Source organism: Virgibacillus sp. NKC19-3 (assembly GCF_019837165.1).
In the GTDB taxonomy this organism is placed as follows: domain Bacteria; phylum Bacillota; class Bacilli; order Bacillales; family Amphibacillaceae; genus Virgibacillus_L; species Virgibacillus_L saliphilus.
In genome coordinates this window covers 2568246-2581621 of sequence record NZ_JAGYHC010000001.1, presented here as the reverse complement: position 1 = coordinate 2581621, position 13376 = coordinate 2568246, and the positions used below count along the sequence as shown (strand labels likewise).

Here is a 13376-nt window from a genome sequence, read left to right as displayed (position 1 = left end):
TATAATAAAGGAGTTAAGGGTGGTCTGACCACCCCCCGGACTTATACATGCTATTATTTCTACTTCAAAAGGAGCGATTTAAAAATATGGCCAGCTTGAGAGATGAAGCCTTGCAAATGCATAAAGAAAACAAAGGGAAATTAACAATGCAATCAAGAGTTCCTGTACGTAATGCCAAGGATTTAAGTTTAGCTTATTCACCTGGTGTTGCAGAACCTTGTAAAGAAATATATGATCGTAAAGAAACCGTATATGACTATACGATGAAAGGAAATATGGTTGGAGTCGTAAGTGATGGATCCGCGGTTCTAGGACTGGGTAATATCGGCCCTGAAGCAGCTCTACCTGTTATGGAGGGCAAATCCGTGTTGTTTAAAAATTTTGCCGGTGTGGATTCTTTTCCCATTTGTTTAGATACAAATGATGTAGAAGAAATTGTACGCACGGTAAAGTTAATGGAGCCAACTTTTGGTGGTGTTAATTTAGAAGATATTGCAGCACCGAACTGCTTTATTATTGAGGAGCGTTTAAAAAAAGAAACGAATATCCCTATTTTTCATGATGATCAACATGGAACAGCTATTGTAACAGTTGCTGGATTAATCAATGCATTAAAACTAGTTGGAAAATCTTTTTCCGATATTAAGGTGGTAGCAAATGGTGCAGGGGCAGCTGGCATTGCAATTGTTAAGTTATTATATAATTTTGGTGTCCGTGAGATGGTAATGTGTGATTCCAAGGGAGCTATTTTTGAAGGTAGATCTTATGGAATGAATGAGGTAAAGGATAATGTTGCCAAGTTCACCAATAATGCCAAAAAAGAAGGTTCACTGGAGGAAATGATTGAAGATGCAGATGTATTTCTTGGTGTATCCGTTGCTGGAGCGTTATCGAAAGACATGGTTGAAAAAATGAGTGATGACGCGATTATTTTTGCTATGGCAAATCCGGATCCTGAAATTACACCGGATGATGCCAAAGTATCCGGTGCGAAAGTAATTGGGACGGGTAGATCTGATTTTCCTAACCAGGTTAATAATGTATTGGCATTTCCAGGCATTTTCCGTGGTGCCTTGGATGTACGGGCTACCAGAATAAATGAGAGGATGAAGGTGGCAGCGGCAAATGCTATTGCAGCACTTATTACAGATGAGGAGCTCAATGAAGATTACGTGATTCCGAATCCGTTTGACGCTCGTGTTGCCCCACATGTAGCCGCCGGTGTTGCCAAAGCAGCAATGGAATCAGGTGTGGCCAGAATCGAAGTTGACCCGGATACGGTTGCTGAAAATACAAGAAATTTAATAATGAAAGAGAATGAGGGTTAAAAGGAGTGAATCATGGCTGTGTCCATGTCACTAAAACAGAAAGTATATCAGGAAGTATTACAAGAAATACGAAAATTTATAGATCACAATGATTTAAAACCAGGTGATAAGCTCCCTTCTGAAAGGGAGCTATCTGATAAATTACAAGCAGGTAGATCTTCTATCAGGGAAGCGCTACGGGCAATGGAATTATTGGGGCTTATTGAAACAAGGCATGGGGAAGGGACATTTTTAAGTATATATCAACCCTTTCAAACAGTTGAGCTATTATCATCATTTATTTTACAAGAAAATAGTATAAAACATGACTTAATACAAACGAAGAATCTTTTAGAGAAAGAAGCAGCAAAATTAGCTTTTGATCATATAACTGAAGTGGATATAATAGAATTGCAACGGATTATAAATAATGTTGAAATTCCCCCATATGATAAACATATCTCATTTTTTCACTACTTATGTAAAAAAACGGAGAATCTTTTGTTAGCAAAAGTATGGCAGTTAATGGAAGAATTTTCTCATACATTGAACAACCAATATTATGATAAGACATTTTATATGGATTTAATTCAATTATATGTAGAGAAAAAGTATCAATCCATTGAGAAATTATTCGCCAGCGCTGTTTTATCGAATATGGAATAATAATTGGCTTGTCGACAGTTTTAGACGCCTTTTTTAAATGGAATGCTTTATAGTATTAAATGAATGTGCCATGGTTTGTAGAAAAAGGAGGTGTTACCTTGCTTAAGGATTTTTTTGGCAAGCGAAGGAAATATGCAACCATGCCAAGTGAACAAGCCAAACAGGATATTCCTGAAGGTTTAATGCAAAAATGCAAGGAATGCCATAAAATTTATTATCGTAAGGAAATGAAAAAGAATCTTAATGTGTGTCCAAACTGCGGTTTTCACCATCCACTAACGGCTTGGGAACGAATTGAACAAATATGTGATGAAGGGACTTTCCAGGAGTGGGACAAGCAGCTCATTACTGGTAACCCACTTGAATTTCCGGAATACGAAGAGAAAATAGCCCGTGATCGAGAAAAAACAGGGCTTAACGAAGGTGTGGTAACCGGCAAGGGAATGATAGACGGTCAGGCTGTGGCTTTTAGTGTAATGGATGCAAGGTTTAGAATGGGAAGTATGGGTTCCGTAATGGGTGAGAAAATTGCTCGTGCGATTGAAAATGCTAAAGATGAATCATTGCCCTTTATCATCTTCACTGCTTCCGGTGGTGCTAGAATGCAGGAAGGCGTTCTAAGCCTTATGCAAATGTCAAAAACCTCTGTAGCTATTCAGCGTTTCAGTGGATCAGGGGGACTGATGATTTCTATTATGACCAACCCGACTACAGGAGGCGTATCTGCAAGTTTTGCATCACTTGGAGATTATAATTTTGCTGAGCCCGGTGCTTTGATAGGTTTTGCAGGGAGACGCATTATAGAACAAACAATCCGTGAAAAGTTACCGGAGGATTTCCAAACGGCTGAGTTTCAATTAAAACATGGTCAGCTGGATCAGGTCGTCCATCGGCATGAGATGAATAGTTTTCTCGCAACATTACTCGAATTTCATCAGAAGGGTGGTGCGACCTCATGAAGCAAATATTGGAATTTGAGAAACCGATTGTAAATTTAAAAGAAAAGATAGCCGAATTGAAACGTTTTACCGAAGAGGGTGATATTGACCTATCAGAAGAAATTAGTACATTGGAAAAAAGGCTGGCAGAATTGGAAGCTGATATTTACGGGAATTTAAAACCTTGGGATCGTGTTCAAATGGCAAGGCATCAAGAACGACCAACAACACTTGATTATATTGATAAAATATTTACCAATTTTATGGAATTTCATGGTGATCGCCTGTATGGTGATGATAAAGCCATTGTAGCTGGAATAGCGTATTATAAAGATACCCCTGTAACCATTATTGGTCATCAGCGGGGAAAAGACACGAAAGAAAATATTCGGCGAAATTTCGGCATGCCACATCCTGAAGGATATCGTAAAGCTTTGCGACATATGAAGCAGGCAGAGAAGTTTCATCGCCCGATTATTTCGTTTATTGATACGAAGGGTGCTTATCCAGGTAAAGCTGCCGAAGAACGTGGACAAAGTGAAGCGATTGCCCGTAATTTAATGGAAATGGCTGGGCTTACCGTTCCCATTATTTGCATTGTTATAGGTGAAGGAGGAAGCGGGGGAGCTTTAGCCATAGGTATAGGAGATCATATTCATATGCTGGAGAATGCTACATATTCTGTTATCTCCCCAGAAGGAGCTGCTGCTCTGTTGTGGAAAGATTCGGGCTTAGCTCAAAAAGCAGCTGAAACAATGAAAATAACTTCCTATGATTTGAAACAATTAGACGTTATAGATACAATTATTCCTGAACCAAAGGGTGGGGCGCATGAGGATTTAGCCCAGCAAGCGGCGTATATGGAGAAAGTTATCGAACAGTCCTTGACGGATCTTTCTGCATGTAAAAAGGAAGAATTACTGGAAAAAAGATGGGAAAAATACAAACAAATTGGTAATTATGAAATTTTAGGGTAACGTTAGGAGAGGCTGACAATTTGTCAGTCTCTGATTATTTTTTCGAAATCAAAAAAATACTTCTATATACGTGTAATTAATTGCTATTTTTGCTTTTTCGCATTATCGTTAAAGAGGATGAAAATATAATGAAATTAGTTTAAAGGTGGAAAGAACGATGAAAAGAATTGGTGTTTTAACAAGTGGCGGCGATGCTCCTGGAATGAATGCAGCTATCCGCGCCGTTATTAGAAAAGCCATTTTTCAAGATATTGAAGTATTTGGCATTAAAAATGGTTTTCAAGGATTAATAGAAGGTAATATTGAGTTGATGAAGATCGGTTCAGTCGGTGATATTATACAGCGGGGCGGTACAGTATTATTATCTGCAAGAAGTGATGAATTTAAAACAGCAGAAGGCCGCCAAAAAGCAATGGAACAATTAAATCAATATGGGATTGAAGGTTTGATTATCATTGGTGGAGATGGTAGCTTTCATGGGGCACAGAAGCTAACGGAACAAGGTTACCCATGCATTGGTATTCCGGCTACAATCGATAACGATATTGCTGGGACGGACTTCACCATTGGATTTGATACAGCATTAAATACGGTTATTGAAGCAATTGATAAGATTCGTGATACAGCTACATCTCATGAACGAACGTATATCATTGAAGTAATGGGTAGGGATGCAGGTGATCTTGCTCTATGGGCAGGGTTATCTGGTGGAGCTGAAAGTATTATCATCCCTGAAAAAAAAGAAGACTTCTCTGATATTGTGCAGCGCCTGAAACGTGGTCACGAACGCGGGAAAAAACACAGTATTATTATTGTTGCTGAAGGTGTTGGCAGTGGGTTTGACTATGGTGAACGAATTCAAGAGGCTACTGCACTGGAGACACGAGTAACGGTACTTGGGCATATTCAGCGTGGTGGATCACCCACAGCATCGGACCGAGTACTAGCGAGTCGGTTAGGTGCGAGCGCCGTAGAAGCGTTACAGGCAGGTAAAGCTGGAAAAATGGTGGGTATTCAAAATAATCAACTAGTTGCTCGAGATATTTTGGAAATCCTGGCAGAAGAGCATCAAATTAATAATGATATGTATCGTTTATCACAAGAACTTTCAATATAAAAGGTTGTTCAAAGCATATACAAGGAGGAAATAATCATGCGAAATACAAAAATTGTGTGTACAATCGGTCCTGCTTCTGAATCGATTGAAAAACTGGAGCAATTGATTGAATCGGGGATGAATGTTGCACGATTGAATTTTTCCCACGGTAATTACGAGGAACATGAAGCACGAATCAAAAACATACGAAAGGCGGCTGAGAATACAGGAAAAACAGTTGCTATACTATTAGATACAAAAGGCCCTGAAATAAGGACCGCAGATTTCAAAGATGGACAAGCTGAAATTATTCAAGGAATGGTTGTTTATGTTCAGATGGAGGATATTGAGGGTACTGCGGAGCGATTTTCCATTACGTATGATGACTTAATTAACGACGTTCACGAAGGATCAAAGATTTTATTAGATGATGGTCTCATTGAATTAGAAGTAACAGAAATTGACAAACATAAAAATGAGCTTAAAACAATTGCGTTAAACTCCGGAATTATCAAAAATAAAAAAGGTGTTAATGTGCCGAATGTATCTGTCAATTTACCAGGTATTACGGACAAGGATGCAAATGATATTACATTTGGTATTGAGCATGATGTCGATTTTATTGCTGCTTCTTTCGTTCGTCGTCCGTCAGATATCATGGAGGTACAGGCCTTACTTGAAGAGCATAATGCTAATCACATTCACATTATACCTAAAATCGAAAATCAGGAAGGCGTCGACAATATTGAACGTATCTTAGAAGTAAGTGATGGGCTAATGGTTGCTCGTGGCGACTTAGGTGTAGAAATTCCTTCAGAAGACGTGCCTCTTGTTCAAAAAGATTTAATAAAGCGATGTAATACAGCAGGGAAACCAGTTATTACGGCAACACAGATGCTTGATTCGATGCAACAGAATCCTAGGCCAACAAGAGCAGAAGCGTCAGATGTTGCTAATGCCATTTTTGATGGTTCCGATGCTGTTATGTTATCCGGAGAAACAGCTGCAGGAGACTATCCTGTAGAAGCTGTACAAACGATGAGTAATATTTCACTAAAAGCAGAGTCAGCATTGGATCATAAAGCTATTTTAGAAATACGTTCTAAAAATGTTGATATGACGATCACAGATGCGATTAGTCAATCAGTAACGCATACGGCAAAAAATCTTTCCGTAAGCGCCATTATTACTCCAACAGAAAGTGGTCATACGGCAAGAATGATTTCCAAATATAGACCAAAGGCACCTATTGTAGCAGTTACTTCTTCGAACAGCGTAGAGCGCCAGTTATCCTTAGTTTGGGGAGTTCATGCGGTGGCAGGCAAAAAAGCCAGTACAACGGATGAAATGCTTGATGTTGCCATTGATTGTGGATTAAGTACGAATCTATTCGATCGTGGAAGCAGGGTAATTATCACGGCAGGTGTACCTGTTGGTGAAAGTGGAACAACGAACTTATTGAAGGTGCATGTCATTGGCGATGTTGTTGCGAAAGGACAGGGAATCGGTAAACGTAGCGCTTATGGTAAGGCTGTAGTAGCCACTACAGCAAAAGAAGCCATCGAGAAGGTGAATGAAGAAGATATTCTTGTCACTTATGGAACAGAAAGAGACATGATGCCGGCATTGGAGAAAGTCAGCGGAATTATTACGGAAGAAGGTGGTTTAACATCACATGCTGCCGTAGTTGGTTTAAGTTTGGGAATTCCTGTAATTGTCGGAGTGAAGGATGTTTTCGATGTCATAAAGGACGGTCAAGTTATTACATTGGATGGTTCGAAAGGTGATATTTATAAAGGTCACACGCGCGTTTTGTAAGAGGTAGTCCAAAAAGGTACCACATGATCAGTGATAACCTTTGATGGATGAAGTATATAACGTAAGGGTGAATACGATGAGGTGGCTACTGTTAACATTATTAGTACTGTCCGCACTGGAAATTGGAGTTTTTATTTGGATTGGCGACATGATTGGCCCATGGTGGGTGGTCGTAATCATTGTTTTAACAGGGATTATCGGTGTTATGTTTGCGAAACAACAGGGTATAGAAGTCTGGAGGCGTGCAAGTTTTTCCATGAATAACGGAGAAGCTCCCACCGCATATATTATCGATGGCATTTGTATTTTTATTGGTGCAGTGTTTTTATTTACACCGGGATTTATTACCGATGCGGTTGGATTCCTCCTCGTTATCCCAGTCACCAGAAAACTGTTTAAAAACAGTATATGGAAAGTGATCAAACGAATGATGGATAAAAACACCATCATTTATCGGAGATGGTGATTTTTATCCTTTAATAAATAGCCATAGTTGCTTTGTAATCCCAGCCTGATGAACTGCGTTAAATACGACCAAGAGAATAGGGGCGACAATTATTCCTACAAATCCCCACACCTGTATACCGATAAATAACGCCACTAACACAGCAAGCGGATGTAATCCAATGCTGGTGGATAGAATTTTTGGTTCCAGCACTTGACGCAGGACGATGATGAACATGTATAAAAGGATCAGGCTGATTGTCATTGAATACTCAGCTGTGATGAACAGATAGATAATCCATGGTATAAATATAATGCCTGTCCCAACATATGGTAATAGATCAGCCGCAGCAGCTAGTAATGCAATGGTTAAAGCATGTTCAACTTGAAAAAATAATAATCCAATAAAAATAATTCCTGCTGTAATGGAAATGAGTATCACTTGTGCTTTAGCGAATCCAAATATTGCCTTTTTAAGGTGATTTAGTACTTCTCCTGTAGATGTTTTTACAGAAGATGGAATTATTCGTTTCGCAGATTTCACTAGCCTATTCCAGTCGTTTGTGATTAGAAAAGTTGCTAAGACAATAAATACAAATACAGTCAGCGAATTTGGAAGCATGGATAAAACAGCTGGTATTTTCAATAAAAAATCCTGCAGGTATGCTGCACCAGTTGTGGCAATATGACTAGCAAATTGTTGTATATGCTCCGTAATCGTTACTTGATGTGACGCATCCAGCATATGAAAAAAAGACATCAGCTTTTCGTAGGCTGGAAGGATTGTTGTATTAAAAAAATCCTCCATAAGCGTAATCAATGCATGGAAATGTTCAGGGACTTTATCTGCTAAAAAGGCTGTTCCCTGAATGATTTCTGCAATAATCAGGAATACCGTACTTAGGACAAAGGAAAACATTGTGCAGATAACAGTGAATACAGCAATTGGTCTGGGAAATTTAAGCTTGTTTTCCAAAATGGTTACAAATGGATTAATGAGATAGGAGATAATCACTGCCACTATAATTGGATAAAGGATTGGGAATGTATATGAAATCAGCAGATAACTGATAAGTAGCGTGCCAATGAGAAATAGAACCCTTAGTATTTTAAACAAGAAGGATTTGGACATGTATTTCCCCCATTTTTTTAAAAGGCTTGTATTATGTTTTATATGATGAAAAGAAGGGAAATAGACGTCTCGTTTAAAAGACAATTACATAGCTTGGTATTTTGTCATATTAATGGAATGATAGGTTCTTTTTAAAAAGTAATTTATTTTTCTCGATAAAATTAATCGATTTCAATTCACATCACTTTCAAAATACATTATAATTGTTCTAGAGGGGGAAGGGATTGTAGAATATTGTCGCATTTGGTTTACATTATTTTATAATCATAATATAAGAAAAAGGAGAGGGTTTGTTATGACATCAACCAAAGGTTTAGAAGGGGTTGTAGCAACTCAATCGTCTATCAGCTCTATTATTGATGATCAACTGACATATGTTGGGTATAAGATTGACGATTTAGCTGAGAATTCTAGTTTTGAAGAAGTAGTTTATTTATTATGGAATCAAAAGCTACCGAATAAGTCGGAATTAGATACATTTAAAGCAGAGCTTGCCGCGAACATGGAACTTCCTGGGGCTATTATTGATCACTTGCGTTCCTATGATTTATCAACCGTTCATCCGATGGCAGGAGTACGTACCGCCGTTTCACTGCTTGGATTGTATGACGATCAGGCAGATGTAATGGAGGAGCAGGCGAACAAACAAAAAGCCCTCCGTATACAGGCAAAAGTTTCCGCAGTTGTGACTGCATTCGCAAGAATTCGACAAGGCAAAGATCCAGTGAAACCGAAAAAGGATTACGGATATGCCAAGAACTTTCTATACATGCTTAATGGTGAAGATCCAAAAGATATCGAAGTGGAAGCTATTAATAAGGCATTGGTACTTCATGCTGATCACGAATTAAATGCTTCAACATTTACCGCCAGGGTATGTGTTGCAACATTATCAGATATCTATTCCGGTGTAACAGCTGCAATTGGAGCGCTAAAAGGTCCTCTGCACGGCGGAGCAAATGAGCGTGTTATGGAAATGCTCACTGACATTGGTGAAATAGAAAATGCAATCCCTTACATCGACGAAAAATTTAAAAATAAAGAAAAAATTATGGGGATGGGACATCGTGTATATGAAAATGGTGATCCACGTGCCAAGCATCTAAGAAGAATGTCGAAAGAACTATCAAAAGTTATCCGAGAAGATAAATGGTACAACATGTCTGTAAAGATTGAGGACTATATTAAAGAGCAGAAAGGCCTGCCGGCAAATGTGGACTTTTATTCTGCTTCTGTTTACCACAGCTTGGGAATTGACCATGATTTGTTTACACCGCTATTCACAGTGAGCCGTATGTCCGGCTGGTTAGCTCATATTCTGGAACAATATAATAATAATCGTCTCATTCGTCCGCGTGCTGAATATGTAGGGCCAAAAACACAGAAATATATCAAGATGGAAGACCGCAAGTAAAAAGTTATCAACTGTATTGGGACAGGCGGTCGTACTGAAAAACGAATATATGTTAAACTAACGATGCGAGAAATAATTAGGAGGTATTTTTTATGGCACAGGGAGAAAAGATTATTGTTGAAAATGGGAAAATGCAAGTACCGGACAATCCGGTTATTCCTTTTATTGAAGGAGATGGAACTGGCCCGGATATCTGGGCAGCGGCAAGAAATGTTATCGAAGCATCCGTAGAAAAAGCGTACAATGGCAAGAAAAAAATTGATTGGACCGAGGTGCTAGCCGGGCAAAAAGCATATGATAAAACAGGGGAATGGCTACCTCAGGAGACGCTGGATATCATTAATGAATACAAAATCGCGATAAAAGGTCCACTCACAACTCCGATCGGGGGTGGTATTCGTTCCCTGAACGTTGCATTACGTCAGGAATTGGACTTATTCACATGCCTGCGTCCTGTTCGTTATTTCAGTGGTGTTCCATCCCCGGTTAAACGTCCGGAAGAAGTTGATATGGTTATTTTCCGCGAAAACACAGAGGACATTTACGCTGGTATCGAATGGCAAAAGGGTTCCGCTGAAGTCAAAAAAGTAATTGACTTTCTTAAAAATGAAATGGATGTAACGAATATTCGTTTTCCTGAAACGTCTGGTATTGGCGTGAAACCGGTATCTGAAGAAGGGACCAAACGTTTAGTACGCGCCAGTATTGATTATGCCTTAAACGAAGGTCGTAAGAGTGTTACTTTAGTACATAAGGGTAACATCATGAAATATACAGAAGGTGCGTTTAAAGCATGGGGCTATGAAGTGGCTGAAGAAGAATATGGTGATAAAACATTTACATGGGCAGAATACGATCGTATTGTTGAGCGTGATGGGAAAGAGGCAGCGAATAAAGCTCAGGATGAGGCAGTAGCCGCAGGGAAAATTCTTGTTAAAGATGCCATTGCAGATATTTTCCTGCAACAAATTTTAACACGCCCGAAAGAATTTGATGTCGTTGCTTCTATGAACCTGAATGGGGACTATATTTCTGATGCTTTGGCAGCTCAAGTTGGTGGAATCGGAATCGCACCTGGAGCGAATATTAACTATGATACAGGCCATGCCATTTTTGAGGCAACCCATGGAACCGCGCCAAAATATGCAGGAATGGATAAAGTAAATCCTTCATCTGTTGTACTCTCAGCAGTGCTAATGTTGGAACATCTCGAATGGAGAGAAGCTGCAGATTTAATTACAAAAGCAATGGATAAAACGATTGCTTCCAAAGTTGTAACATACGATTTTGCAAGGTTGATGGATGGTGCTACGGAAGTTAAAACATCTGAATTTGGTAATGAATTAATTAAAAACATGGACTAATTGGATAGGAGACTGACGTACAATGGCAATAAAAAGAAATAAAATTTCAGTAATCGGGTCAGGGTTCACCGGTGCTACTACGGCATTAATGATGGCTCAAAAAGAACTGGGAGACGTTGTACTGGTAGATGTCCCGGATATGGAAGATCCAACAAAAGGCAAAGCGCTGGATATGTTAGAGGCCAGCCCTGCTCAAGGATTTGACGCTATTGTTCAAGGGACTTCCAATTATGCGGACACAAAGGATTCTGATTTAGTCATTATTACGGCTGGTATTGCTCGTAAGCCAGGTATGACTCGTGATGACCTTGTTAACACAAATGCAAAAATCATGAAATCTGTTACAAGCGAAATTGTAAAATATTCACCTGAAACGTTTATTGTGGTTCTGACAAATCCAGTTGATGCCATGACATATACGGTGTTTAAAGAATCAGGTTTTCCGAAAGAGCGCGTTATCGGGCAATCGGGGGTACTGGATACTTCCCGTTTCCGTTCATTTGTAGCACAAGAACTTAATCTATCTGTTAAAGACATTACAGGTTTTGTGTTAGGTGGACATGGAGATGATATGGTTCCACTAATTCGTTATTCCTATGCCGGAGGAATTCCGCTGGAAAAATGGATCTCGAAAGATCGTTTGGATGAAATTGTTGAACGCACACGAAAAGGCGGTGGAGAAATCGTTGGACTTCTCGGAAATGGTAGTGCATACTATGCACCTGCTGCATCGCTTACTGTTATGGCAGAAGCGATTCTGAAAGATCAGCGACGTGTACTCCCATCTATCGCTTATCTAGAGGGAGAATACGGTTATTCCGATATCTACCTCGGTGTTCCAACTGTACTGGGTGGAAAAGGAATTGAAGAGATCATTGAATTAGACTTAACCAATGAAGAAAAAGAGCAGCTGGATAAATCAGCAACATCTGTGAAAAACGTTCTTGATGTACTAAAATAAATTCTTGATATGCAAGCTTCTTATAGCACACCGTGTTGTAAGAAGCTTTTTATTTATATAGTAAACTCATTTCGCAAGTATTGTTGCTTTTAAAGCTTCGCAGTTGATAGAAAATGCGACGTAGTGAAAATTCTTTTGCAACACTGGTTGAGAGCAGGGATACCGCTCCGGAAATACACTTCGCTTTCCGCGGGCGGCTGATGAGCCTCCTCGTGCTGACGCACTGCGGGGTCTCACCTAGGCCTTTAGCTCCCACAGGAGTCTCCGTGTATTTCCTCCGCTGGTTTTCTGATCACTGATGCTTAATTGTTCATAATCACTATTAAAAAATCGAAGTCCCTTACCAGTTCGGCTGAATGAAGGGTGGTGACTCCTGTGGGGATAGCACGTGTCCGAAGACTCCGCAGAGTGGTCTTCTCGGGGAGGCTGAGGCCGTGCCCTAAGGATGCGCATCCACCCTTCGCTCACCCGAACGGCGATCATAGCAAATACTTATAGCAAAAAGTATTTACGTCGCAGTTTATTTCTTTTATGTCAAAAACCACAAATGTTTTCGGTGAGACGAACCTTTGGTGCAATCCCGATTTTTTAGAAACAGCCATATAGTAAAATCTGCAAATTTTTGTTATAATAGAAACCGCTTACATATTCGGAGGTGGTTATCTTGATCGGTAAAAAACGAAAGCTAGGTAAAGCAATGGGTGAATTGCAGATAGGCGATACCTATAGGGCAATTAAAAAAATCGAGGATAAAGATTTGCTGTTGTACTTAGGATTAACGGACGATGCGAATCCGCTTTATATTCAACATGATTATGCATCACAAACACCTTACAAGCAACCTATTGTACCTTCTGTGATGGTATTTGGAATGGTTTCTTCTATTATCTCCATGCATTTGCCTGGTCCAGGAAGTCATATTACGCAGCATGAAATGATTTTTCCAAATCCAGTGTTGCATGATACAGAGGTGACGCTTACAATTGAAATTATCGCCATTGATGAAGATAACCATAAAGTAGCTGTATCCGTCATTGGCTTTGATAAAAATGGATTTGACATTGTAAGTGGAAAACTATATGTATCCCCTCCCAGCTACCCAAATACGTTAACGGCAAACTCATTGGATAATTTCTTCTAGAATAGTGAATGCAATAAATTGTAAATTTTTCTTTACAAACTGCTTCATATATTCACTTTTTCCTTTCTACATTGTAGAATGAAAGTAACAAAGGGCTCATAAGGAAATGGGGATATAC

Annotated in this window: 12 protein-coding genes; 11 read left to right on the top strand and 1 reads right to left on the bottom strand. The window is 39.4% G+C overall.

Annotation, left to right across the window (positions count from 1 at the left end):
- Window positions 1–86 precede the first annotated feature (86 nt).
- The 7 genes from ystJ to KFZ56_RS12485 all read left to right on the top strand — a co-directional run bounded on the left by ystJ (window position 87) and on the right by KFZ56_RS12485 (window position 7268).
- Entirely contained in the window at window positions 87–1328 is a 1242-nt protein-coding gene (gene ystJ, locus KFZ56_RS12515; RefSeq protein WP_222642256.1) for an NADP-dependent malic enzyme, read from the top strand.
- Between the two features lie 12 nt (window positions 1329–1340).
- Complete coding sequence (locus tag KFZ56_RS12510; protein ID WP_255585132.1) at window positions 1341–1973, top strand: FadR/GntR family transcriptional regulator; 633 nt, start codon at window positions 1341–1343, stop codon at window positions 1971–1973.
- 98 nt (window positions 1974–2071) lie between these two features.
- Window positions 2072–2932: an acetyl-CoA carboxylase, carboxyltransferase subunit beta gene (gene accD / locus KFZ56_RS12505; protein ID WP_222642255.1), complete on the top strand. Its 861-nt coding sequence runs from the start codon at window positions 2072–2074 to the stop codon at window positions 2930–2932.
- On the top strand, window positions 2929–3888 hold the full coding sequence (gene accA, locus KFZ56_RS12500; RefSeq protein ID WP_222642254.1) for an acetyl-CoA carboxylase carboxyl transferase subunit alpha: 960 nt from the start codon (window positions 2929–2931) through the stop codon (window positions 3886–3888). Before accD ends, accA begins: the two co-directional genes overlap by 4 nt.
- Before the next feature lie 157 nt (window positions 3889–4045).
- Window positions 4046–5005 carry a 6-phosphofructokinase gene (pfkA, locus tag KFZ56_RS12495; RefSeq protein WP_222642253.1) on the top strand — a complete coding sequence of 320 codons (960 nt, stop codon included), beginning with the start codon at window positions 4046–4048 and terminating at the stop codon, window positions 5003–5005.
- A gap of 36 nt (window positions 5006–5041) precedes the next feature.
- The gene (gene pyk, locus KFZ56_RS12490; RefSeq protein WP_222642252.1) at window positions 5042–6802 is read left to right on the top strand and encodes a pyruvate kinase; all 1761 of its coding nucleotides are present in this window, start codon (window positions 5042–5044) and stop codon (window positions 6800–6802) included.
- A 76-nt stretch (window positions 6803–6878) separates the two neighbouring features.
- Window positions 6879–7268 carry an FxsA family protein gene (locus KFZ56_RS12485; RefSeq protein ID WP_222642251.1) on the top strand — a complete coding sequence of 130 codons (390 nt, stop codon included), beginning with the start codon at window positions 6879–6881 and terminating at the stop codon, window positions 7266–7268.
- 3 nt (window positions 7269–7271) lie between these two features.
- Here the strand turns inward: KFZ56_RS12485 and ytvI are convergent, their stop codons facing one another.
- Window positions 7272–8378: a sporulation integral membrane protein YtvI gene (ytvI, locus tag KFZ56_RS12480; protein ID WP_222642250.1), complete on the bottom strand. Its 1107-nt coding sequence runs from the start codon at window positions 8376–8378 to the stop codon at window positions 7272–7274.
- A gap of 295 nt (window positions 8379–8673) precedes the next feature.
- On the opposite strand from ytvI, the gene citZ reads away from it, so the two are divergent.
- The 4 genes from citZ (at window position 8674) to KFZ56_RS12460 (ending at window position 13258) form a co-directional block, all read left to right on the top strand.
- Window positions 8674–9792 (top strand): citrate synthase, encoded by a 1119-nt coding sequence (gene citZ / locus KFZ56_RS12475; protein ID WP_222642249.1) that lies wholly within the window; start codon window positions 8674–8676, stop codon window positions 9790–9792.
- Between the two features lie 92 nt (window positions 9793–9884).
- A complete protein-coding gene (icd, locus tag KFZ56_RS12470; RefSeq protein ID WP_222642248.1) occupies window positions 9885–11156 on the top strand; it encodes an NADP-dependent isocitrate dehydrogenase in 1272 nt (423 codons plus the stop codon).
- 22 nt (window positions 11157–11178) lie between these two features.
- Entirely contained in the window at window positions 11179–12117 is a 939-nt protein-coding gene (gene mdh, locus KFZ56_RS12465) for a malate dehydrogenase (RefSeq protein ID WP_222642247.1), read from the top strand.
- Window positions 12118–12772: 655 nt separating this feature from the next.
- Window positions 12773–13258, top strand: a complete 486-nt coding sequence (locus KFZ56_RS12460; RefSeq protein WP_309228295.1) for a MaoC/PaaZ C-terminal domain-containing protein — start codon at window positions 12773–12775, stop codon at window positions 13256–13258.
- The last annotated feature ends 118 nt before the right edge of the window (window positions 13259–13376 follow it).

Excerpts from the sequence above, each read along its gene's own strand:
- ystJ (WP_222642256.1), top strand. The coding sequence starts at position 87 with ATGGCCAGCTTGAGAGATGAAGCCTTGCAAATGCATAAAGAAAACAAA.
- KFZ56_RS12510 (WP_255585132.1), top strand. The coding sequence starts at position 1,341 with ATGGCTGTGTCCATGTCACTAAAACAGAAAGTATATCAGGAAGTATTA.
- accA (WP_222642254.1), top strand. The coding sequence starts at position 2,929 with ATGAAGCAAATATTGGAATTTGAGAAACCGATTGTAAATTTAAAAGAA.
- pfkA (WP_222642253.1), top strand. The coding sequence starts at position 4,046 with ATGAAAAGAATTGGTGTTTTAACAAGTGGCGGCGATGCTCCTGGAATG.
- pyk (WP_222642252.1), top strand. The coding sequence starts at position 5,042 with ATGCGAAATACAAAAATTGTGTGTACAATCGGTCCTGCTTCTGAATCG.
- KFZ56_RS12485 (WP_222642251.1), top strand. The coding sequence starts at position 6,879 with ATGAGGTGGCTACTGTTAACATTATTAGTACTGTCCGCACTGGAAATT.
- ytvI (WP_222642250.1), bottom strand. The coding sequence starts at position 8,378 with ATGTCCAAATCCTTCTTGTTTAAAATACTAAGGGTTCTATTTCTCATT.
- citZ (WP_222642249.1), top strand. The coding sequence starts at position 8,674 with ATGACATCAACCAAAGGTTTAGAAGGGGTTGTAGCAACTCAATCGTCT.
- icd (WP_222642248.1), top strand. The coding sequence starts at position 9,885 with ATGGCACAGGGAGAAAAGATTATTGTTGAAAATGGGAAAATGCAAGTA.
- mdh (WP_222642247.1), top strand. The coding sequence starts at position 11,179 with ATGGCAATAAAAAGAAATAAAATTTCAGTAATCGGGTCAGGGTTCACC.